Genomic DNA, 22,098 nt, shown 5'->3' on the forward strand with positions numbered 1-22,098 from the left:
CCCCGACGACCGCGGTCGCTGCGGCGCGCGGGAGCAGCCCGTCCGGGTCCTCCCCGGCCCGGCGGGCGATCGCCGCGGCGACCAGCCGGACGACGGCGAGGAACCGCGGCAGCGCCGAGGCCTGCAGTTCGGCGTCGGTGCCCATCAGCTCGACCTGGGTGACCGCCAGCGGCAGGCGATCGGGGCCGAAGCCCTCGGCGAGCCGGACCACCGCCTCCAGCACAGCGGCCATCGGCTCGACGTCGTCGTCGGGCGCGGCGAGCATCGCGGGGAACGCCGCGAGGGACTCGTCCACCTCCAGCCAGAGCAGGTCGCTCTTGGCCGCGAAGTAGTTGAAGAACGTCGCCCGGCTGACCCCGGCGCGCCGGGCGATGTCGTCGACGGTCGTGCCGGTGTAGGTCTGTTCCAGGAAGAGCTCGCCTGCGGCCTCCGCGAGCATCCCGCGGGACGACGCGCGCGGGCGCCCCGCCTGTGCCGTCTGCTCGGAATGCTTCGGTGTCACGCTGCGTTGTCTCCTCACGCCTATTATTGGACCCGGTTCAGATACCCCCGTCAGAAGGACACCCGTGACCTCCACCCCCACGCTCGCCGTCAGCGAGACCGATCGCCCCGGCATCACGCCGGGCACCGCTCGCCGCGTCGCCATCGCATCGTTCGTCGGGACCTCCCTCGAATCGTACGACTTCTACCTCTACGCGTACTTCGCCGCGTTCTTCGTCGGCCCGCTGTTCTTCACGCCGCTCGGCCCGTTCGGCGGCGTCCTCGCCGGCTTCCTGGCGATCGCGGCGGGCTTCGTCATCCGTCCCGTCGGCGCCGTGATCTTCGGCCACCTGGGCGACCGGATCGGCCGGCGGCCCGTGCTGCTGATGACGATCCTGCTGATGGGCATCTCCACGGGCCTGGTCGGCGTCCTGCCGACGTACGCGGCCGCCGGCTGGTTCGGCGGCGTCGTCCTCGTGCTGCTGCGCCTCGTGCAGGGCCTGTCGCTCGGCGGCGAGTGGGGAGGCTCGATCCTGCTGGCGACCGAGTACGCCAACCCGAAGCGCCGCGGCTTCTACGCCGCACTCCCCCAGCTCGGCTCGCCGGTCGGCTCCATCCTGAGCGCCGTCGTCTTCATCGTCCTGACGCTGACCATGTCGCCGGCCGACATCGCCTCGTGGGGCTGGCGCATCCCATTCCTCACGGCATTCCCGCTGCTGCTGGTCTCGCTCTACCTGCGCTGGTCGATCGACGAGACCCCGGTGTTCCGGAAGCTCGTGGAGACCGGCCGCCGCGACCGCTTCCCGGTGCTCGACGTCTTCACCAAGGCCCCTGTCGCGTTCATCATCGCGATCGGCGCCGCCGTCCTCGGCATCGGCTCGTACTCGCTGATGAACACCTACATGGTCGACTACGGCACCGCCGTGCTCGGGTTCAAGTTCCAGGACCTGCTGGTGGCGACCACGATCGGCGGGTTGCTCCAGCTCGTCACCATCCCGCTGTTCGGGCTGTGGGCCGCGAAGATCGGCTCGGCGCGCGTCGTCGCCATCGGCGCGATCGGCACGCTCGTCGTCGCCTTCCCGATGTACTTCCTGCTGCAGAGCGCGTCCTTCGGCGTGCTCGTCGCCAGCATGATCATCGGCGGAATCCTGCCCACGCTCTCCTGGGCCGGCCTCGGCGGGCTGATGTCCGACCTGTTCCCGAGCTCGATCCGCTACAGCGCGCTCTCGGTCGCGTACAGCATCGCTGCGCTCCTCACCTCGTTCGTGCCGGCGCTGACGCTCGTGTTCGGCCAGGCCGTCCACAACGCGTGGTGGCACCCGGGCATCGTCCTCGCCGTCATGTCGGTCATCACCCTGGTCGCCGCGTGGGCCGCCGCCCGCCGCAAGCCGATCATCGACGAGGGCACCGCAGACGCCCAGACCATCGAGGCCGTGGAGGCCCACGCCGCCGCCTGACCCAACGAGGGGCACGTCGTTGTCGCTTTCTGCGCCCGAAAGTGACGACGACGTGCCCTTCGGCGCTCTCCGGTACGCTTTAACGCAACCCAACACTTAGGCACCCCTGACGCGGTGCCGCACATATCGAATCGGAGAGCCATGACCGCCGCGAACCCCGTGCCCGACAAGCCAGCACTCGAAGGTCTGGAGGCCGCCTGGGGCGCCCGCTGGCAGCAGGACGGCACCTTCGAATTCGATCGGGACGGCGCCATCGCCGCCGGCCGCGACGCGATCTATTCGATCGACACCCCGCCGCCCACGGCCTCCGGCTCGCTGCACATCGGCCACGTGTTCAGTTACACGCACACCGACATCGTCGCCCGCTACCAGCGCATGCGCGGCAAGCGCGTGTTCTACCCGATGGGCTGGGACGACAACGGCCTGCCCACCGAGCGCCGGGTGCAGAACTACTACGGCGTGCGCTGCGACCCGTCGCTTCCCTACGAGGCGGACTTCGCCCCGCCGTTCGAGGGCGGCGACAACAAGAGCGCCAAGGCGGCCGACCAGAAGCCGATCTCGCGCCGCAACTTCATCGAGCTGTGCGAGCGGCTGACCGTGGAGGACGAGAAGCAGTTCGAAGCGCTCTGGCGCGCACTCGGCCTGTCCGTCGACTGGTCGCAGACCTACCGCACCATCGGCCGGGAGGCCCTGCACACCTCGCAGCTCGCCTTCATCCGCAACGTCGCCCGCGGCGAGGCCTACCAGGCGCTCGCGCCGACGCTCTGGGACATCACCTTCCGCACCGCCGTGGCCCAGGCCGAGCTGGAGGACCGCGAGCAGCCGAGCGCGTACCACCGGGTGGGCTTCCACGGCGCCGACGGTCCCCTGTACATCGAGACCACCCGCCCCGAGCTGCTCCCCGCCTGCGTTGCACTCGTAGCGCACCCCGACGACGAGCGCTACCAGTCGCTGTTCGGCACGACGGTGCGCACCCCCGTCTTCGGCGTCGACGTGCCCGTGGTCGCCCACCACCTCGCGCAGCCGGACAAGGGCACCGGCATCGCCATGATCTGCACCTTCGGCGACATCACGGACGTGACCTGGTGGCGCGAGCTCGACCTCCCGAACCGCGCGATCATCGGCTTCGACGGCCGCATCCAGACCGAGCCGCCCGCGGCGATCGAGACCGCGGAGGGCCGCGAGGCCTACGCGCAGCTCGCCGGCAAGACCGTGTTCTCGGCGAAGCAGGCCGTCGTGGAGCTGCTGCGCGCCTCCGGCGACCTGGTCGGCGAGCCGAAGCCCATCCAGCACCCCGTCAAGTTCTTCGAGAAGGGCGACAAGCCGCTCGAGATCGTCTCGACGCGGCAGTGGTACGTCAAGAACGGCGCGCGTGACGAGAAGCTGCGCGAGCGCCTGATCGAGCTGGGCCGCGGCCTGGACTGGCACCCCGACTTCATGCGCGTGCGCTACGAGAACTGGGTCAACGGCCTCACCGGCGACTGGCTCATCTCGCGCCAGCGCTTCTTCGGCGTGCCGATCCCGGTCTGGTACCCGCTCGACGGTGTGGGCAACCCGCTGTTCGAGCAGCCCATCCTGCCCGCAGAGGACAGCCTCCCCGTCGATCCGTCCTCCGACCCTGCGCCGGGCTTCCAGGAGTCGCAGCGCGGCCAGGCCGGCGGCTTCGTCGGCGAGCACGACGTGATGGACACCTGGATGACCTCCTCGCTGACCCCGCAGCTCGCGGGCGGCTGGATGGACGACCCCGAACTCTTCCAGGCGGTGTACCCGTTCGACCTGCGCCCGCAGGGCCAGGACATCATCCGCACCTGGCTGTTCTCGACCGTGCTGCGCTCGCAGCTCGAGCACGGCGTCGCGCCGTGGAAGAACGCCGCGATCTCCGGCTTCATCGTCGACCCCGACCGCAAGAAGATGTCCAAGTCCAAGGGCAACGTCGTCACGCCGGCCGACATCCTCGAGAAGCACGGCTCGGACGCCGTGCGCTACTGGGCTGCGTCCTCCCGGCTCGGCACCGACGCGTCGTTCGACCCGCAGAACCCGACCCAGATCAAGATCGGCCGCCGCCTCGCGATCAAGCTGCTCAACGCGGCGAAGTTCATCCACGGCTTCGACGCGCCCGAGTCGCTCGACCTCGCCCAGGTGACCGCGCCGCTGGACCGCAGCATGCTGCAGCAGCTCGCCGATGTCGTGACCGACGCCACCGCTGCGCTGGAGGGCTACGACCACGCCCGCGCGCTGGAGACGGCCGAGACGTTCTTCTGGACGTTCTGCGACGACTACCTGGAGCTGGTGAAGGAGCGCGCCTACGGCGAGCCCAACGCCGGCCAGGTCTCCGCGGTGGTCGCCCTCCGCACCGCGCTCTCCGCCTTCCTCCGCCTGTTCGCCCCGGTGCTGCCGTTCGCGTCCGAGGAGGCCTGGAGCTGGTCGGAGACCGGATCGGTGCACCTCGCGGCCTGGCCGGAGGCCGCCGAGCTCGCCGGGGACTGGGACGACGCCCGGCCCGTCCTCACCATCGTCGGCCGCGCCCTGACCGGCATCCGCGGCGCCAAGACGGCGGCGAAGGCCTCCCAGCGCACCGCCGTGGACTCCGCCGTCATCGGTGGCCCGGCGGACGAGATCGCGGCCATCGAATCCGCGTCGGCCGACCTCGCCTCGGTAGGCAGAATCGCAGAACTGCGTTTCGTTTCCGCGGACACGCTGGAAGTGACCGATATCCTCCTTGCGCAGACCCTGACCGAGGAGGAACGATGACGGCTGACGTCCGGCGCGTGGAGGACAACGAGTTCTTCACCTGGCTCGACCTCTACGCCGGGTACGGCGAGTTCTACGAGACCCCGGTGACGGACGAGAAGGCCCTGCTCGTGTGGAGCTGGATCACCGACCCGGAGAACGGCCTCGAGGCCTACTTCGCGGTCGACGAGGACGGCACCCCGATCGGCCTCGCGCACGTGCGCGAGTTCGCCCGGCCGCTCGACGGCAGCACCGGCCTGTACCTCGACGACCTCTTCGTCCTCCCGGACGCGCGCGGCGAGGGAGCGGGCACCGCCCTGCTCGAACAGCTGCGCGACGTCGCCAAGGAGCGCGGTCTGTCGGTGGTCCGCTGGATCACCGCCAAGGACAACCAGGAGGCCCGCCGGCTGTACGACCGCGTGGCCGAGAAGACGAAGTGGGTCACCTACGACCTCGTCCCCTGAACGGTACCGCGATAAGGTCGATACGACTCCCGGACTCTCGAGCCGGGGAGCAAGGCGAACGGAGGGGCTGATGTCGACGGAAGTTCGGCCGGTCAAGGATGGCGACTTCTTCGCCTGGCTCGATCTCTACGCGAAGTACGCGGAGTTCTACGACACCGAGCTCACCGACCAGAGGGCGCTCGTCCTGTGGTCGTGGCTCACCGACCCCGACCACGAGGAGCTCGGCTTCGTCGCCGTGGACGGCGATCGCGTCGTCGGGCTCGCCCATGTGCGCGAGTTCGCCCGGCCGCTGGAGGGCGACCGCGGACTGTTCCTCGACGACCTGTACGTCGTGGACGAGGAGCGCGGCAAGGGCGTGGGCCACCAGCTGATCGCGGCCGTCCGCGATCTCGCGGAGGAGCGCCGGCTCGGCGTCGTGCAGTGGATCACCGCGAACGACAACGCCGACGCGCAGCGGGTCTACGACTCGGTCGCGAACAAGACCGGCTGGGTCACCTACGAGATCGACCTCGCGGCCGCCCAGAACGCCGAGTCCGCCTGATGCAGCTCGGAACCCGCTGGGCCGTCGGCGAGACGCCGCCCGCCAACCTCCCGGAGGTCGTCACGTACGCCGTCTCCACCGTCGAGGAGGAGCTCACCGCGACCGACATCGAGACCGCGGGCTGGCGCTGGACGCTGACCTGGCTGGAAGGCAACCCGGTCGTCGAGCTCGACGACGGCACCATCATCCGCTACAACGCGAACGAGGACTCGGCCACGATCACCCAGGTGGTCGAGACCGAGCCCTCGGACTACGACGAGGCGTAGCGGGCCGGCGCAGTAGCGGGCCGGCGGTCAGCGCGGGAGCTGCGGGAGCGTCCGCGCCGCGCGGTCGCGCGTCTGCTCGACGGTGGCGACGAGATCGGCGTGACGGGCGGTACTGGCGGGCTGGCGCATCCCCCACGCGGTGAGGGCGCGACCGAGCCGGAGTGCTGCGCGGTGGCTGAGCGGCCGGCGCGCGGGCAGGGCGATGGCGGTCATGATGCGGTTCCTTCCGGGATGGTCTGTACTTCGGGTGACGGGGTCTGGTCCTCGTCGGCGGGCGCCTGGCCGTAGCGGCCGGCGCTGAGCAGGAGGCGGGTCGCGATCAGCGCGAGCACCACCACGACCACGCCGCCGATGAGGAACGGCAGGCGCAGGTCGATGCGGGCGACGAAGCCGCCAAGCACTGTGGCGATCGGCGTGAGACCCCAGCCGATGGTGCGGACGATCCCCATGGCCCGGCCGAGGATGGCGCCGGGCACGATCGCCTGGCGCAGCGCGCCCCACGGGACGTTCCACACCGCGACGCCGAACGCCCCGAGGGCGTAGGCGAGGATGCCGGCCACGACGTTGCCGGTGAGTCCGACGCCCAGGATGCCGACGCCGCTGACGAGCATGGCCACGTACATCACCCGGCCGCGTCCGAACCGGGCGACGAGACCGCTCGCGATGAGGGCGCCGACGAGCGCGCCCGCGCCGATCACCGCGGTGACCACGCCGACGAGGGAGGCGGGGAGCGTGTAGGTCTGCACGAGCAGCAGCACGACGCTGCCCTGGGCGAACGCCAGCGCGGAGGCCGTGATCGAGGTGAGGACGATCATCTTCCGCAGGAACCGGTCGTCCCACAGGAAACGGACGACCGCGCCAAGCCGCGGGCGCGGCGCGGCCTCCCCGTCCCCGCCGAGCTGGTGCGCGCGGGCCGCCGCCACCGGGATGGTGAGCACCAGGAGCGCGGACACGAGGAACCCGGCGCCGGTCAGCCAGAGCGGCAGCGCGATCGCCGCCGCGAACAGGAAGCCCGCGATCGGCGTGGCGATGAAGTTCTGCACGACGATCTCGGCCGACTGCATCCGGCCGTTGGCGCGGTCGAGCTGGTCGCGGGTCACCAGGCTCGGCGTGACCGTGGTGGTCGCATTGTCGAACACCGTCTCGCCGAGCCCGAACAGCAGCATGCAGCTGTACAGCCCCCAGATCGTCAGCGTGTCGGTCGCGATCAGGAGCGCCACGAGGGCGGCGACGGCGAACCGAAGACCGTTGGCGACGGCCATCGCCACCCGGCGGTCGACGCGGTCGAGCAGCATCCCAGCTGGGATGCCGAACAGCAGCCACGGCAGGAAGGTCACAGCGGTCAGGCCGGCGATCAGTGCGGGGTCGTGGGTCAGCGTCGTCGCGATCAGCGGGACCGCGATGCGGCCGATCCCGTCGGCGAGGTTGCTCGCGATGGCCGCGGACCACAGCCGCCCGAAGCCGGCGCCGAGCCCGCTCTTCACGGTCGCCTGCGCGCTCATCGTCCCTCCTCCGCCCGCTGGTCCTGCTCGACGAGCGGGAACGCGTTGAACTGGGCCTGGATGCGCTTGCGGTCGCCGGCCGGTTCGGTCTTCCACTTCTCCTTGAGGCGGTTGAGCATCTTGTAGTACTCCGTGGCGAACTCGGCGAGCTGGTCGCGCGTGACCTCCAGGTGGGAGGTCGACAGGGCGGCGGCCTCCGCCCACTCCGGCCCGAAGGTGTCCAGCCCGCGGCGAAGGTAGGCGTTGAGCCGTCGCTCGTTGTTCTGCTGCCAGCTCAGCGAGATCTGCTCGGTGACCTCTCGGCCGGCCGGGGTCGCGAGCGTCTCCGGACCGCCGATGGTGACGCCGCCCGGCGCCATCTTCCACCAGCGTTCGCGCCCGCTCCCGCGTTCGGTGTCCTCGACGATGATCTCGTGCTTGGCGAGCTGCCGGAGGTGGTAGCTCGTCGCCCCACTGGACTCCCCCAGGCGCTCCGCCAGCATCGAGGCGGTCGCCGGCCCGAAGTCGGACAGCTCATTCATGATCTCGACGCGCAGCGGGTGCGCGAGGGCGCGCAGCGCGGGCATGCCGAGGGACTCGAAGTGCGGCTCGTACTCGGCGGCTGCCGTCTCGGCCGGGGTCACGTCGTCATTGGACATGACAGCAGAATAGCGATGCAAAGACTTCTTTGCAAGTACTTCTTTGCAATATTTAGTTTGCAAGCGACTCTTTGCAGCGAAACCTTTGCGTCGGGGAGCGGGACCCGTAGGCTGAGGGGATGGCCGACACGTCGAATCCCTTCCTCACGCCCAGTCCGCTCCCCTACCAGCTCCCGCCGTTCGCCGACATCCGCGACGAGCACTACCGCCCCGCGTTCGAGCAGGGCTTCGCCGAGCAACTGGCCGAGGTGGACGCGATCGCGTCCTCCCCCGACGAGCCGACCTTCGAGAACACCATGCTCGCGCTGGAGCGCTCCGGGCAGGTGCTGCAGCGCGTCGCCGAGGTCTTCTTCAACAAGAGCTCCTCGGACAGCACCGACTTCACCAACGCTCTGGAGGAGGAGATCGCTCCCCTGCTCTCCGCCCACCAGGACGCCATCCGGCTGAACCCCGCCCTCTACGGCCGCGTCCAGGCCCTGCACGAGCGGCGCCACGAACTCGGCCTCGAGCCGGAGGGTGTCTACCTCGTCGAGCGCTACTTCACCGAGTTCACTCTCGCCGGCGCCGGGCTCGACGACGACCAGAAGGAGCGTCTCCGCGAGTACAACCAGCGGCTGTCCACGCTCACCACCCGTTTCGAGAAGAACCTGCTCGCCGACACCAACGACCTCGCCGTCGTGTTCGACTCCGCAGACGAGCTGGCCGGCCTCGGCGAGGGCGAGCTCTCGGCCGCCGCGGAGGCCGCCCGCGAGCGCGGCCTCGACGGCAAGTACGTGGTCACCCTGGTGCTGCCGACCGGCCACCCGTGGCTCGCGAGCCTCACCGACCGCCGGTCGCGCGAGCGGATCATGGCGGCCTCCCGGGCCCGCGGCATCCGCGGCGGCGAGAACGACAACCGCGAACTGGTGCTCGAGATCACCCGTCTGCGCGCCGAGCGCGCCCGTCTGCTCGGCTTCGACACGCACGCCGCGTTCGTGACGGCCGACGAGACGGCACGGACCCCGCAGGCCGTCGCCGACATGCTCGGCCGGCTCGCGCCTCCCGCCGCCCGCAACGCGCGTGCGGAGCAGGCCGACCTCCAGCAGCAGCTCGGCGCCGGCCAGACCGTCGAGGCCTGGGACTGGGCGAAGCTCACGGACGCCGTGCGCCAGGAGAAGTACGACGTCGACTTCGCTGCGATGCGCCCGTACTTCGAGGCGGAGCGCGTGCTGCGGGACGGCGTCTTCTTCGCGGCCACGAAGCTCTACGGCATCACCTTCGAGGAGCGGCCCGACCTGGTCGCCTACCACCCCGACGCGCGCGTCTTCGAGGTGCGCAACGAGGACGGCTCGGGCCTCGGCCTGTATCTCCTCGACCTCTACACGCGCGACTCCAAGCGCGGCGGCGCCTGGATGAACCCGCTGATCTCGCAGTCCGAGCTGCTGGACAACCCGACGGTCGTGGTCAATAATCTCAACGTCCCGAAGCCCGCCGCCGGCGAGCCGACCCTGCTCACCTACGACGAGACCAACACGCTGTTCCACGAGTTCGGCCACGCACTGCACGGCCTGTTCGCGCGCGTCACGTACCCGAAGTTCGCCGGCACCAACGTCTTCCGCGACTTCGTCGAGTTCCCGAGCCAGGTCAACGAGATGTGGATGCTGTGGCCCGAGATCGTCTCGAACTACGCGGTGCACCACGAGACCGGCGAGCGGATGCCGCAGGAGCTGATCGACAGGCTGCACGCCTCCGAGTCGTTCAACGAGGGCTTCGCGACCAGCGAGTACCTGGCCGCGGCGCTGCTCGATCAGGCCTGGCACGCCATCACCGCCGACGACACCGTCACCGACGTCGCCGCCTTCGAAGCGTCCGCCCTCGCGTCAGTCGGTCTCGACAACCCGGCCGTGCCGCCGCGCTACGCGAGCACGTACTTCGCGCACACCTTCTCCGGCGGCTACGACGCGGGCTACTACTCCTACATCTGGAGCGAGGTCCTCGACGCCGACACGGTCGAATGGTTCAAGGAGAACGGCGGCCTCAGCCGCGCCAACGGCGACCGGTTCCGCAGCCGGCTGCTCGGCGTCGGCGGCTCCAAGGACCCGCTGGAGGCGTACCGCGACTTCCGCGGCCGCGACGCCGTCATCGAGCCGCTGCTGAAGCGCCGCGGCCTCGACGGCTGACCGGGCGCCCGGCTGAGGCCTAGCCCCCTTCCCGCGCGAGGCTCTAGCCTGAGCGCAACCCGGAGGCCCGGGTGCGACGCGCACCAGCCGCGCCGCGGGAAGGGGCGCCATGACGACGACCGAGCCGGAGCTCGCCGCACCGTCCGTCCGTCAGCTTCTGCAGCTCGCCATCCCGGCCGTGCTCATCGGCGTGGTCAGCGCCCTCACGCTGTGGCTCGTCGACGAGCTCGCCGGCCTGATCGACGACGGCGTCTGGACGACACTCCCGAAGGCGCTCGGCGTCGACCCGTCGTCCGGATGGTGGATCTTCCTCGTCCTCACGGTGACCGGCTTCGCGGTGGGGCTCACCGTCTGGCTCGTCCCAGGGCACGCCGGCCCCGACTCCGCCACCACCGACCTGGTCGCCGCGCCGCTGAAGATCGGGGTGGTGCCGTCGCTCGCCCTGGCGGCGGTGCTGGGACTCGCGGGCGGCGTGAGCCTCGGGCCGGAGAACCCGATCATCGCGATCAACATCAGCATCCTCGTGACGCTGGTCGGGAGGCTGTGGAAGGCGGTTCCCGCGCGGCTCGTCATGCTGATGGCGGCCTCCGGTACGATCGGCGCCCTCTTCGGCACACCGGTCGCCGCGGCGCTCGTCTTCACGGGGATCGTCGCCGCGGTCAAGGGCGCCGGCGCGCTCTGGGACAAGCTCTTCCTGCCGCTGGTCGCGGCCGCCGCCGGGTCGCTCACGATGACCCTGCTCGCGCACCCGCACTTCGGCATCCCGATGCCCGCCTACACACAGGTGACCGGCTGGGATGTGCTGGCAGCGCTCATCATCGGGGTGGCCTCGACGGCGCTCGGCCTGCTCGGCGCCGTGCTGTTCCCGTTCGTCCACCGCGCGTTCCACGCGCTGCGGCATCCGCTGCTCATCACGCTCGCCGGCGGCGTCGTGCTCGGCCTGGTGGGCGCGATCGGCGGCCCGATCACCCTGTTCAAGGGGCTGGAGCAGATGGGCACGCTCGTGGTGAACCGCGCCGACTACTCGGCGGGGCAGCTCACACTCATCATCGTCGTCAAGCTCGTCGCGCTGCTGGTCGCCGCGAGCGCCGGATTCCGCGGCGGACGCGTCTTCCCGGCCGTCTTCATCGGTGCGGCCATCGGCACGCTGGCGAACGCCCTCGTGCCCGCCGTGCCGCTGCCGGTCGCCGTTGCCGCCGGTGTGCTCGGGATCACGCTCGCGGTCACCCGGGACGGCTGGATCGCCATCTTCGTCGGTGTGGCCGTCACTCAGAACCTGCTCGTGCTGCCCATCCTGTCGCTCGCCGTGCTGCCGGCGTGGCTGATGGTGACGAAGGCGCCCGAGTTCCTGATCAAGCCGGCGAAGCTTACGCCGACTTCTCCTCGCGCCGCGGGCGGTGCGGGACGATAGTCGGTGCGGCGTTCTCGAGCACGGCCTCCTTGGTGACCACGACCCGGGCGACCTCGGAGCTCGACGGCACCTCGAACATGATCGGCCCGAGCACCTCCTCCATGATCGCGCGGAGGCCGCGGGCGCCGGTCTTGCGGAGCACCGCGAGGTCGGCGATGGACTCCAGAGCCGAGTGCTCGAACTCGAGCTGCACTCCGTCGAGCTCGAACATGCGCTGATACTGCCGCACGAGCGCGTTCTTCGGCACCGTCAGGATCTGCATGAGCGCGTCCTGGTCGAGCGGCGTGACCGTGGTGACGACCGGGAGCCGGCCGATGAACTCGGGGATGAGGCCGAACTTGTGCAGGTCCTCCGGCAGCACCTCGGAGAAGAGGTTGATGTCGTCGCCCTTGGAGTGCAGCGGGGCACCGAAGCCGATGCCCTTCTTGCCGGCACGCGAGGAGATGATGTCCTCCAGCCCGGCGAAGGCGCCGGCCACGATGAACAGCACGTTCGTCGTGTCGATCTGGATGAACTCCTGGTGCGGGTGCTTGCGGCCGCCCTGCGGCGGCACGGAGGCGACCGTGCCCTCCAGGATCTTGAGCAGCGCCTGCTGCACGCCCTCGCCCGACACGTCGCGCGTGATCGACGGGTTCTCGGCCTTGCGGGCGATCTTGTCGACCTCGTCGATATAGATGATGCCGGTCTCGGCGCGCTTGACGTCGTAGTCGGCGGCCTGGATGAGCTTGAGCAGGATGTTCTCGACGTCCTCGCCGACGTAGCCGGCCTCCGTCAGCGCCGTGGCGTCCGCGACCGCGAACGGCACATTGAGCCGGCGGGCGAGCGTCTGGGCCAGGTAGGTCTTGCCGCAGCCGGTGGGGCCGATCAGCAGGATGTTCGACTTGGCGATCTCGACGTCGTCCATGGCGTCGGCCGAGGTGAGGGTCTGCTTGGCCCGCACGCGCTTGTAGTGGTTGTAGACGGCGACGGCGAGGGCGCGCTTCGCCTGCTCCTGGCCGATGACGTACTCCTCGAGGAAGCCGAAGATCTCCTTCGGTTTCGGGAGGTCGAACTCGCCGGTCGCCTCTTCGCCCGCCTCGGCGAGCCGTTCCTCGATGATCTCGTTGCAGAGTTCGACGCACTCGTCGCAGATGTACACGCCAGGACCGGCGATCAGCTGCTGAACCTGCTTCTGGCTCTTGCCACAGAAGGAACACTTGAGCAGATCGGCGCTCTCCCCGATGCGTGCCATCCGTCTCCCCCTCCTTCTTCTGGTGTCACCGTCGAGCCTAACCCGAGACGGCGACATTGGCGCGCACCGGACCCGATTCGACACGAGGGGTGCTTCTGCCAGGAGCAGACGCGACGCCGCGGGCCGCCGGAGACGCGCGAACGCCCCCACCCGATGCGGATGGGGGCGTTCAGCGAGGGAGGAGCTACTTGACGAGGGCCGGCAGCGTCTTGCGGCTGGTCAGCACCTGGTCGATGAGGCCGTACTCCAGCGCCTCATCGGCCGACAGGATCTTGTCGCGGTCGATGTCCTTGTTGACCTGCGCGACCGAGCGGTTGGAGTGCTTCGCGAGCGTCTCCTCCAGCCAGGTGCGCATGCGCATGATCTCGTTGGCCTGGATCTCGATGTCGGACGCCTGCCCCTGGCCGGCCTCGCCGACGGCGGGCTGGTGGATGAGGATGCGGGCGTTCGGCAGCGCGAGGCGCTTGCCCGGGGTGCCAGCCGCGGTCAGCACGGCGGCGGCGGAGGCCGCCTGGCCGAGCACCACGGTCTGGATCTGCGGACGGATGTACTGCATCGTGTCGTAGATCGCGGTCATGGCCGTGAACGAGCCGCCAGGCGAGTTGATGTACATGACGATGTCGCGGTCCGGGTCCTGGCTCTCGAGCACGAGGAGCTGGGCCATGATGTCGTCGGCCGAGGCGTCGTCGACCTGCACGCCGAGGAAGATGATGCGGTCCTCGAACAGCTTCGCGTACGGGTCCTGGCGCTTGTAGCCGTAGGCCGTGCGCTCTTCGAACGACGGCAGGATGTAGCGGGAGCCGGGCGCCTGCAGGCCGCCGAAGGCCTGGCCGCCTGCGGCGTATCCGCCGAGCATGGGGGTGTTCATAGTGATGTCCTTATCCTTCCGGCGGGCTGCTACTTGGCGTCCTGGTCGGTGCCGCCGCCGCCGGAGACGTCGAGCGCGGACTCCCGGATGTGGTCGACGAACCCGTAGTCCAGGGCATCCTGGGCGGTGAACCAGCGGTCGCGGTCGCCGTCGGCGTTGATCTGCTCGACGGACTTGCCCGTCGCCGCCGCGGTGATCTCGGCCAGGCGCTTCTTCATGTCGAGGATCAGCTGGGCCTGCGTCTGGATGTCGCTGGCCGTGCCGCCGAAGCCGCCGTGCGGCTGGTGCAGCAGCACCCGGGCGTTCGGCGTGATGTACCGCTTGCCCTTGGTGCCCGCCGTCAGCAGGAGCTGACCCATCGAGGCGGCCATGCCGATGCCGACCGTGACGATGTCGTTCGGGACGAACTGCATGGTGTCGTAGATCGCCATGCCCGCGGTGATCGAGCCGCCGGGCGAGTTGATGTAGAGGTAAATGTCCCGCTTGGGGTCTTCTGCGGCCAGGAGCAGCAGCTTCGCGGCGATCTCGTTGGCGTTCTCGTCGCGCACCTCGGAACCGAGCCAGATGATCCGGTCCTTCAGCAGTCTGTCGAAAACATTGGGCTGGATACCCATGTCGGCCATTGTTCGCTCCGTTTCCTTTGTCGCTTGGCATCGAATCTATCGGAGCGGGGAACGCATTTCCGCGCTGTTCGCCCTGGGCAGAGTGGGTGTCGCGGGCGGGGCGGGCGCGGGTCAGGCGTCGTCGAGGGCGGCGGCGTAGGCCTCAACGGCGCGGCCGTAGCGCGACAGGTGCGGCGCGAGCGCGCCGAGCGCCTCGCGCAGGGCGTCGGCGGGGAAGCCGTCGTCGAACAGGGCGAGCGCCACGAAGGCGCGGGCGGCGTCGGCGAGCGGATGCTCGGGCTCGGCGAGCAGGAAGTCCCGCAGCAGGCCGAGCGCCTCGTCCGGGCGGTCGAGGTTGCGGAGCGTGCTCGCGAGCTGGACGATCGCCTGGCCGCGCGCCGGCTCGCCGAGGTCCGCAGCCAGCGCTGCGCGGTAGAGCGGCTCTGCCTCGGCCTCCCGGCCGGCGAAGTCGCGCGCGCCGGCCGCTTCGAAGAGCGCTTCGGCGTCGCCCTCCGGGCGCTCGGCGACGAGCGCGTCGATGGCCGCCACCGTCGCGGCCTCCCCTGCGTCGTCGGCCGCGGCCCACACCGCGTCCACCCGTTGCCGCCAGTCGTCCATGTCGCCCTCCTCGCCGCTGCGCCCACGCTACCGCTCCCGCGCCCCTGCCGGCGGCCTGCATCCAGCTGACAGAACACGCCGCCCGCCCCCGACGGCGCACGGCGTGTTCTGTCAGCCAGATCGCGGCTGATACGACGAAGGCCGGGTCCATCGGGACCCGGCCTTCGTCTGGAGTGGTGTTACTCCGCCTTCTTCTTGGCGGCGCGCTTCTTCGGCTTCTCCTCGGCGGCCGGCTCCTCAGCCGGTGCCTCGGCAGCGGCGTCGTCGGCCGCAGCGTCCTCGTCCGCGTCCTCGTCGCCGGGGAGGGCGACGAACTCGGTGAGGTCGACCTTCTTGCCGTTGCTGTCGACGACCTCGGTCTTGCCGAGGATGATCGCGAGCGCCTTGTTGCGGGCGACCTCGCCGACCATCGACGGGATCTGGCCGTTCTCGCTCAGGATCTTGACGAACTCGTTCGGGTCCATGCCGTACTGGGCGGCGCCCTGGACGAGGTACTGGGTGAGCTCGTCCTGGCTGACCTTGACGTCCTCCTGCTGCGCGACCTCGTCGAGGAGGATCTGCGTGCGGAAGGTCTTCTCGCTCGACTCGGTGACCTCGGCGCGGTGCACGTCGTCCTCGAGGCGGTTCTCCTGCTCGAGGTGGCGGTGCACCTCGTCCTCGACCAGCGAGGCGGGGACCGGGATCTCGACGAGCTCGAGGAGCTTGTCGACGAGCTGGTCGCGCGCCGCGGTGCCCTGGCCGAACGACTTGGCGCGCTCGACCTGGCCGCGCAGGCTGGTCCGCAGCTCGCCGATGGTGTCGAACTCGCTGGCGATCTGCGCGAAGTCGTCGTCGGCCTCCGGGAGCTCGCGCTCCTTGACGGCGTTGAGGGTGACGGTGATCTGCGCGTTCTCGCCCTCGTGGTCGCCGCCCATGAGCGGGGCCTCGAAGGTGGTGGTCTCGCCGGCGGTGAGGGTGTCGAGCGCCTCGTCGATGCCCTCGATGAGCTCGCCGGAGCCGATCTCGTAGGAGATGTTCGCGGCGGTGTCGACCTCCTCGCCGCCGATCACGGCGGTCAGGTCGATCTGCGCGAAGTCGCCGGACTTGGCCGGGCGGTCGACCGTGACGAGCGTGCCGAAACGGCTGCGCAGCCGGTCGAGCTCCTCCTCGACGTCGTCGACGGACACCTCGGCGGCGTCGACGGTGAGGGTGATGTCGCTGAAGTCGGGCAGCGCGACCTCCGGGCGGGTGTCCACCTCGATGGTCAGCAGCAGATCACCCGAGAAGTCCTTCTCGTCGGGCCACTCGGTGATGTCGGCCTGCGGGCGTCCGAGGGGACGCACGTCGTTCTCCTCCACCGCCTGGCGGTAGAAGGTGTCGAGGCCTTCGTTGACCGCGTGCTCCAGGACGGCGGCCTTGCCGACCCGCTGGTCGATGATGGGCGGCGGCACCTTGCCCTTGCGGAAACCGGGGATGCTCACCTGCTCCGCGATGTGCTCGTAGGCGTGCTTGATGGACGGCTGCAGTTCCTCCGGCGTCACCGAGATGATGAGCTTGGTACGCGTGGGGCTGAGCTTCTCGACCGTGGTCTTCACGATGTCTGGGTTCTCCTGATGTTCGAACGATGGTCTACTCGCAAGGAACGAGGTCCTCGTCGGGGCGACAGGATTCGAACCTGCGACCTCCCGCTCCCAAAGCGGGCGCTCTAGCCAAGCTGAGCTACGCCCCGGCTTCAAGCGGTGCGAAAGACCGTGCGCAAGTCTACTGCACGCGGGCGACCCCCCGCGTGTACTACGATGGTCGTCGGCCGTCGCAGGGCGGCCTACGGGGATGTAGCTCAATGGTAGAGCCTCAGTCTTCCAAACTGATTACGCGGGTTCGATTCCCGTCATCCCCTCGGTTGGAAACACTGGCCGAGCGGCCCGTCGAGCGAAACGCTCAGGAACGCGATCCCCGTCAAAACCCCGTGGCACCAGTTGAATGTCGGCGTCCCACCGGATACTTGGTGCGTGAAGCTCAGAAGCAGCGCGCGCATTCTCAAGAGGAAAGCGGTCTCCTCGTTCCGGAGATCGATCTCCGCGTTCAACGACGTGGATGATGACGGACGGATCACGACCGTTCTTCTTCACGCGCAACACGCGTTCGAGATGCTGCTCAAGGCCGCGCTAAATCAGAAACAGGTGAATGTATTCGATAAAGAGACAGGGCGCTCAATCGGGTTCGAGGCTGTGATCAGGCAGGCTGCGCAAACGGCCGGGATCAAGCTCACCGATGAGGAGGCCGGAACTCTTCGAGCAATCGACGCGCTTCGTGATGATGAGCAGCACTGGTACAACGAGGTTGACGAGGCCTTGCTGTATGTTCATCTACGCGCTGCCGTCACCCTCTTTGATGACTTGCTTCAGCGGGTGTTCAAAGAGCGTCTCGCTGAGCATCTCCCGCGACGCATCCTGCCTGTCTCCAGCGAACCTCCGCAGGACTTCCAGGTCTTGGTCGATGCCGAGTACGCCAAGATCACCGAGCTACTGCAGCCTGGCCGGCGGATGGGCGCCGAGGCACGCGCACGCATCCGGACATTGCTCGCTATGGAGGCGCACTCGGAGGCCGACACCAAGGTGTCCGACAAGGACGTGACACGGGTGGAAACAGGTATCCGAGAGGGCAAGCAACGGTCTCAGGTCTTCCCGCGGCTCGCCAGCGTTGGCGCGGCGGTCGTGGGAACTGGACTAGAGGTGCAGGTTCGATTCGTGAAGCACGACGACGCCATGCCTGTCCGCTTCACAAACGATGAGGAGGTCGATGCGGCCGCCGTGCGTACCGTCGACCAGCAAAAGAAGTACCACTGGACGGCGTTCGGTCTGGCAGACAAGCTCGGAATCTCTCGGCCTAGAAGCCGAGCGCTCCGAACCCATCTAGGGATCGATAAGGACCCGAACCTCTGCCATACGTTTGCCTTCGAGTCTCAAAAACACGTCCGGTTCTCAGACCAGGCGCTCGTGAACATGCGGAGCGCTCTGGAGAGCGCCAACATGGAGGCGATCTGGATGGCACATTCCCCGAACAAGAAGGCCACCGCCGGATCAACAGACTGTGGCGAGTCGAATTGTGCTTGCGCGTTCGCGTCGAGCGCTGCGGCTTAGCTCTACTCAGATCACTTCGAGAAGTAGCTTGAACCGCGCAACGATGTTGCCCCGTTGCGGTCGACTGATCCGCCATCTTCCAGACACCGTCGCAGCTCGCGCTAACTGATAATGAGGCATGAGCGAGTCCGATACCGACGTTCCGGATGCTGAAGAATCGGCGCGTGTGCTAGACGAACTGCTCGACCTATGGAGGGCGTATGGACAGGAGGCACGCTTCCGGGTGATCGACGGAAGTCTCGTTGGCGGCCTTCAGATACGAACTCTTGTCGAACACTGCTCCCGGCTCACCGAAGCGGTCCTACTTCTCGTCTCCGAGGGTCATTACATAACTGCCATGCCCCTGATTCGACAAACGCTCGAATGCGCGGTCACGGCAGCTTGGATCTCGATAGCCCCGGACGCAACATTCGCGGCCATTTACGAGAGCGCGCGCCAGCAGAAGAACGCCTACGACGCGGCGTTGCTCCAAGACTCGCTATTCGCAAACCCGGCGCGCACGTCAGAACTCGCGGACATGTTGGAGAGGTTTGGCGGATACAAGTCGGGTGCCGGACAGTACTTCGAGAAGCGATGCAAGGAACTCCGCGGCGGCGAGAGCCTATACGTCTACTATCGGATCTTCTCGCAGGTCTCCCACGCCGATATGTCATTGATGGACGAGTATCTGAAGCAAGTTGCGGAAACGGGGGACGACACCAAGGACTACCGATTCGTCACCCCGGCTCCGTATCCACTCATTAGGACGGCACTCGCATTTCAGGTCTGCATGTTCGTACTGGCCCAAACCGCTTACGACAACATCACTGGTGGATTTCCACACGCCACGCAATTGGGGGCAGTGGCCGACCGATTTGGGTTCGTGCGCGACATCGCCTGGGCCGGCCAGGATCCGCTCTCTTCGGCTAACTGATCGTGCAGTCCTCTCTACGTGGCGGAATAGCCCCGTCACTGCGCTCGGCCGACGGGCGCCGGATCGAACCGAAGCGCTCTGAGTAACGGGGCTTGAACCCGCGACCCCCGCGATGAAAACTCCGGGCGAGACGGATCAGTCTGATGCGCGATGGCACAGCTCGGTCGACGCTGGTTACGCATCTCAAGAGGGTCTTCCAAACTGATTGCGCGGGTTCGATTCCCGTCATCCTCTCCGTTTCCGGCCACTCATCGTGTGTCCCCCTCATTGGGCGAGGCATCTTCACCTTCGGCGCTCTATCTTCGGGTGTCGAGGGGGTTCGCGATCATTCACGGAAAATCGACCAGGAACAGCCTGACGGCTGGAGTCATCGTTCTCCTGCTGGCGATCGGCGGTCTAACCGCGTGTTCGAGCACTGCGTACGACGCACCCGCCGATCAGACGTCGATCGGCACCGACTCGGGTTCGGTCGACGACAGCGGGACCCCGACCGCCGACCCCGTTCCTTCCCAGCCGCCGGCGACCGTCCAGACGAACCACATGGGGCAGACTCCCGAACAGGCCGGCACGGAGCTCTCCCGGCAGGGCCTTGTGGTCGCGTATCTGGACGCCACGGGCAACGCCGTTCCGAATGTCGCCGGATGGTCGGTGACCGATGAACGACCGCCGGCGGGAACCTCGCTCCCGGCAGGTTCCACCGTGCAACTCGTCCTCAGTCCACCTCCTCCTCCGCCACCAGCACCGGCCCCCGCCCCCGCCCCCGCGCCTGCGCAACCGGACCCGGCCGCGGGTGGCGCGACAGCACTCTGCAACGACGGCACGCTGTCCTACTCGGCGCACCATCAGGGCACCTGCTCGCACCACGGCGGAGTCGCCGTCTGGTACAAGTGAGGCCACTCACCGCTGCAGATACGCCAGCACCGCCAGCACCCGCCGGTGGTCGTCCCCCGAGTCCTCCAGCCCTAGCTTCTGGAAGATCGACGTCACGTTCTTCTCCACCGCGCCCACCCCGATGACCAGACGCGCGCCGATCGCCGCGTTCGTGCGGCCCTCCGCCATCAGCGTCAGGACGTCGCGCTCGCGCGGGGTCAGCGACTGCAGCGGGTCCGTCCTCCGCACCAGCAGCTCGCGCACCACCTCCGGGTCGAGGACGGTGCCGCCTGCGGCGATGCGGGTGACGGCGTCGCGCAGCTCGTCCAGGGAGGCGATGCGGTCCTTCAGGAGGTAGCCGGTGCCGCCGCGGCCGCTCGCCAGGAGCTCTTGGGCGTAGGTGCCCTCCACGTATTGGCTGAGCAGCAGCACACCCACCGACGGGAACGTCGCGCGCAGCTCCAGCGCGGCGTGGACGCCCTCGTCGCGGAAGGTCGGCGGCATCCGGACGTCCAGCACCGCCACATCGGGCTCCAGCGTCGGGAGGGCGGCGAGCAGCGACGTCGCGTCGCCGAACGCGCCGACGGTCTCGAAGCCGGCCTCGTCGAAGAGGCGCACCAGGCCCTCGCGGAGGAGGACGGAGTCGTCGGCAACGACGAGGCGGAGGGGGCCGGGATCGGACACCCCTCTACCCTAGGGCGGCAGGCTACGTCAGCGGCAGCCGCGCGCCGATCACCGTCGGGCCGCCGGCCGGGCTATCGACCACGAGCTCGCCGCGGAGGCCGTGCACCCGCTCGGCCAGGCCGCTCAGCCCGTGGCCCGGCACGGTCGCCGCTCCGCCGTGGCCGTTGTCGGTCAGCCAGACCGCCAGCCACGGGTTGCCCGCCGTGTCGGACGTGCGCTCCAGCACCAGGCGGCCGGCCGTCGCGCCGGAGTGCTTCGCGAGGTTGGCCGACAGCTCAGCCAGCACGTAGTAGGCGTTGCGCTCGACCTCGGGGCTGAACCGCTCCCCCGGCTGCAGCGACGACTCCACCGTCACCGGCACAGTGCTGCGGGCGGCGAGCGAGTCCACCGCGGCGCCCAGGCCGCGGTCCTGCAGGATGGGCGGGGCGAATCCGCGGGACAGCGCGCGCAGCTCCTCCAGCGTGTCGCCGGCCTGCTTCCGAGCCTCGGCCAGGAGCTGCGCGGCAGCCGCCGGGTCGTCGGACAGCTTGCGCTCGGCTGCGGCGATGTCCATCTGCAGCCGGATGAGCCGCTGCTGGGGGCCGTCGTGGAGGTCGCGCTCCAGGCGGCGCAGCGACTGGTCCTCGGCTGCCACGGCCGCGCCGCGCTGCGCGGACAGGTCGGCGACCTCCCGCTGCAGGGCCTCCGACGGCCAGGCGCCGAGCAGGCCGCGGGCCACGGCGTGGTGCAGCAGGGTGAGTCCGCGGGTGACGAAGGGCAGCGTCGCGGCGAACACGATTCCGGCCACCAGGTACAGGATGCGGTCCCCGGCGACCGGGTCGAACGTCGAGTGGATGCCGAAGACCGAGTCCACCACCACCCGGGACAGGAAGAAGTCGCGGTCGCCGTTCGGGATGAAGCCGAGCCAGAGCCAGCCGGTCAGGCCGCCCAGCGCGACGGAGGTCCAGGCGATGGTGATGCTCCAGCTGACCACGCTGATGATCGGGTTGATGATCATCCCGTGCAGCAGGTACAGCCAGTAGTGGCCGTTCGCCCACGGGCCGAAGATGATGCGCCAGAACGTGCGCGGCCTGTCGGCCGGCTCCCACACCGGGCGCGGGATGGCCGGGCGGCCCGCCCAGTCCAGCCGGGTAAGCTCCACGACGCCGAACGCGCGGGCGGTATAGAAGGTGGCGACCACGATGAAGAAGCCGACGTAGATCACGATGGTGCCGAGGCCGGTCCAGAACAGCGACGCCAGCACCGACAGCGCGATGATCGCGATCGGCATGGTGAGCAGCAGGAAGCCGAGCTCACGCGGCACCCCGCGCCACAGCGACCCGTAACTGTTGCGGTCGGTGGCGCGCGGGGCGACGGAGGATGCGGTCACAGCGTCCAGACTGGCAGACGAGGCGGCTGCACCGGGGACAGTGACCGCGGGCAGCGGGACGGTGCTCTGTTCGTTCATGCCACCAGCCTCCCGAAGCGCCGCCGTCGCTCCCATCCCGCGACCCTCCGGAACGGTGCGGGGGTTAACCCGCCACCGTCCCGGCCGGCGGGGTGAGG

General features: G+C 69.0%; 21 protein-coding genes and 2 tRNA genes. 11 read left to right on the top strand and 12 right to left on the bottom strand.

Annotation, left to right across the window (positions count from 1 at the left end; genetic code table 11):
* A partial coding sequence (locus AC3A3H_RS07300) for a TetR/AcrR family transcriptional regulator (RefSeq protein WP_487613890.1) occupies positions 1–502 on the bottom strand: 502 nt, incomplete at its 3' end.
* Between the two features lie 64 nt (positions 503–566).
* Between AC3A3H_RS07300 and AC3A3H_RS07305 the strand changes: the two genes are divergently transcribed.
* The 5 genes from AC3A3H_RS07305 to AC3A3H_RS07325 all read left to right on the top strand — a co-directional run bounded on the left by AC3A3H_RS07305 (position 567) and on the right by AC3A3H_RS07325 (position 5,938).
* Complete coding sequence (locus AC3A3H_RS07305) at positions 567–1,937, top strand: MFS transporter (RefSeq protein ID WP_487613891.1); 1,371 nt, start codon at positions 567–569, stop codon at positions 1,935–1,937.
* 141 nt (positions 1,938–2,078) lie between these two features.
* Complete coding sequence (gene valS, locus AC3A3H_RS07310) at positions 2,079–4,688, top strand: valine--tRNA ligase (RefSeq protein ID WP_487613892.1); 2,610 nt, start codon at positions 2,079–2,081, stop codon at positions 4,686–4,688.
* Positions 4,685–5,131, top strand: coding sequence for a GNAT family N-acetyltransferase (locus tag AC3A3H_RS07315; RefSeq protein WP_487613893.1), 447 nt, complete (start codon positions 4,685–4,687; stop codon positions 5,129–5,131). The genes valS and AC3A3H_RS07315 overlap by 4 nt, the downstream gene beginning before the upstream one ends.
* Positions 5,132–5,201: 70 nt before the next feature.
* On the top strand, positions 5,202–5,672 hold the full coding sequence (locus AC3A3H_RS07320) for an N-acetyltransferase family protein (RefSeq protein ID WP_487613894.1): 471 nt from the start codon (positions 5,202–5,204) through the stop codon (positions 5,670–5,672).
* Positions 5,672–5,938, top strand: coding sequence for a hypothetical protein (locus AC3A3H_RS07325; RefSeq protein WP_487613895.1), 267 nt, complete (start codon positions 5,672–5,674; stop codon positions 5,936–5,938). Before AC3A3H_RS07320 ends, AC3A3H_RS07325 begins: the two co-directional genes overlap by 1 nt.
* Before the next feature lie 27 nt (positions 5,939–5,965).
* On the opposite strand, the gene AC3A3H_RS07330 is transcribed toward AC3A3H_RS07325, so the two are convergent.
* The 3 genes from AC3A3H_RS07330 to AC3A3H_RS07340 are packed head-to-tail and all read right to left on the bottom strand — an operon-like array spanning position 5,966 to position 8,078.
* Positions 5,966–6,151 carry a hypothetical protein gene (locus tag AC3A3H_RS07330; protein ID WP_487613896.1) on the bottom strand — a complete coding sequence of 62 codons (186 nt, stop codon included), beginning with the start codon at positions 6,149–6,151 and terminating at the stop codon, positions 5,966–5,968.
* Positions 6,148–7,440, bottom strand: a complete 1,293-nt coding sequence (locus AC3A3H_RS07335) for an MFS transporter (RefSeq protein WP_487613897.1) — start codon at positions 7,438–7,440, stop codon at positions 6,148–6,150. The genes AC3A3H_RS07330 and AC3A3H_RS07335 overlap by 4 nt, the downstream gene beginning before the upstream one ends.
* Complete coding sequence (locus tag AC3A3H_RS07340) at positions 7,437–8,078, bottom strand: ArsR/SmtB family transcription factor (protein ID WP_487613898.1); 642 nt, start codon at positions 8,076–8,078, stop codon at positions 7,437–7,439. Before AC3A3H_RS07340 ends, AC3A3H_RS07335 begins: the two co-directional genes overlap by 4 nt.
* Positions 8,079–8,197: 119 nt before the next feature.
* Between AC3A3H_RS07340 and AC3A3H_RS07345 the strand changes: the two genes are divergently transcribed.
* Entirely contained in the window at positions 8,198–10,237 is a 2,040-nt protein-coding gene (locus AC3A3H_RS07345) for a M3 family metallopeptidase (RefSeq protein WP_487613899.1), read from the top strand.
* 109 nt (positions 10,238–10,346) lie between these two features.
* The gene (locus AC3A3H_RS07350) at positions 10,347–11,648 is read left to right on the top strand and encodes an ion channel protein (protein WP_487613900.1); all 1,302 of its coding nucleotides are present in this window, start codon (positions 10,347–10,349) and stop codon (positions 11,646–11,648) included.
* Here the strand turns inward: AC3A3H_RS07350 and clpX are convergent.
* The 6 genes from clpX to AC3A3H_RS07380 all read right to left on the bottom strand — a co-directional run bounded on the left by clpX (position 11,605) and on the right by AC3A3H_RS07380 (position 16,675).
* The gene (gene clpX / locus AC3A3H_RS07355; RefSeq protein WP_487613901.1) at positions 11,605–12,879 is read right to left on the bottom strand and encodes an ATP-dependent Clp protease ATP-binding subunit ClpX; all 1,275 of its coding nucleotides are present in this window, start codon (positions 12,877–12,879) and stop codon (positions 11,605–11,607) included. The two genes, AC3A3H_RS07350 and clpX, sit on opposite strands and share 44 nt — an antisense overlap.
* 184 nt (positions 12,880–13,063) lie before the next feature.
* Positions 13,064–13,747: an ATP-dependent Clp protease proteolytic subunit gene (locus AC3A3H_RS07360; protein WP_487613902.1), complete on the bottom strand. Its 684-nt coding sequence runs from the start codon at positions 13,745–13,747 to the stop codon at positions 13,064–13,066.
* Positions 13,748–13,776: 29 nt separating this feature from the next.
* Positions 13,777–14,370 carry an ATP-dependent Clp protease proteolytic subunit gene (locus AC3A3H_RS07365; RefSeq protein WP_487613903.1) on the bottom strand — a complete coding sequence of 198 codons (594 nt, stop codon included), beginning with the start codon at positions 14,368–14,370 and terminating at the stop codon, positions 13,777–13,779.
* A gap of 111 nt (positions 14,371–14,481) precedes the next feature.
* On the bottom strand, positions 14,482–14,967 hold the full coding sequence (locus AC3A3H_RS07370; RefSeq protein ID WP_487613904.1) for a tetratricopeptide repeat protein: 486 nt from the start codon (positions 14,965–14,967) through the stop codon (positions 14,482–14,484).
* A 179-nt stretch (positions 14,968–15,146) separates the two neighbouring features.
* Entirely contained in the window at positions 15,147–16,541 is a 1,395-nt protein-coding gene (gene tig / locus AC3A3H_RS07375; protein ID WP_487613905.1) for a trigger factor, read from the bottom strand.
* Between the two features lie 59 nt (positions 16,542–16,600).
* A tRNA-Pro gene (locus AC3A3H_RS07380) sits at positions 16,601–16,675 on the bottom strand.
* 97 nt (positions 16,676–16,772) lie between these two features.
* Between AC3A3H_RS07380 and AC3A3H_RS07385 the strand changes: the two genes are divergently transcribed.
* From AC3A3H_RS07385 to AC3A3H_RS07400, 4 genes are all read left to right on the top strand, one after another.
* Positions 16,773–16,843: transfer RNA gene (locus AC3A3H_RS07385), tRNA-Gly, on the top strand.
* 112 nt (positions 16,844–16,955) lie between these two features.
* On the top strand, positions 16,956–18,086 hold the full coding sequence (locus AC3A3H_RS07390; RefSeq protein WP_487613906.1) for a DUF3644 domain-containing protein: 1,131 nt from the start codon (positions 16,956–16,958) through the stop codon (positions 18,084–18,086).
* 118 nt (positions 18,087–18,204) lie between these two features.
* Complete coding sequence (locus AC3A3H_RS07395; RefSeq protein WP_487613907.1) at positions 18,205–18,999, top strand: DUF5677 domain-containing protein; 795 nt, start codon at positions 18,205–18,207, stop codon at positions 18,997–18,999.
* A 540-nt stretch (positions 19,000–19,539) separates the two neighbouring features.
* Complete coding sequence (locus AC3A3H_RS07400) at positions 19,540–19,890, top strand: DUF3761 domain-containing protein (protein ID WP_487613923.1); 351 nt, start codon at positions 19,540–19,542, stop codon at positions 19,888–19,890.
* A 6-nt stretch (positions 19,891–19,896) separates the two neighbouring features.
* Here the strand turns inward: AC3A3H_RS07400 and AC3A3H_RS07405 are convergent, their stop codons facing one another.
* Both AC3A3H_RS07405 and AC3A3H_RS07410 read right to left on the bottom strand, forming a co-directional pair.
* Entirely contained in the window at positions 19,897–20,553 is a 657-nt protein-coding gene (locus AC3A3H_RS07405; protein ID WP_487613908.1) for a response regulator transcription factor, read from the bottom strand.
* A 22-nt stretch (positions 20,554–20,575) separates the two neighbouring features.
* A complete protein-coding gene (locus AC3A3H_RS07410) occupies positions 20,576–22,000 on the bottom strand; it encodes a sensor histidine kinase (protein ID WP_487613909.1) in 1,425 nt (474 codons plus the stop codon).
* Positions 22,001–22,098: the final 98 nt, after the last annotated feature.

This window comes from Leifsonia sp. Soil_N53 (genome assembly GCF_057655165.1).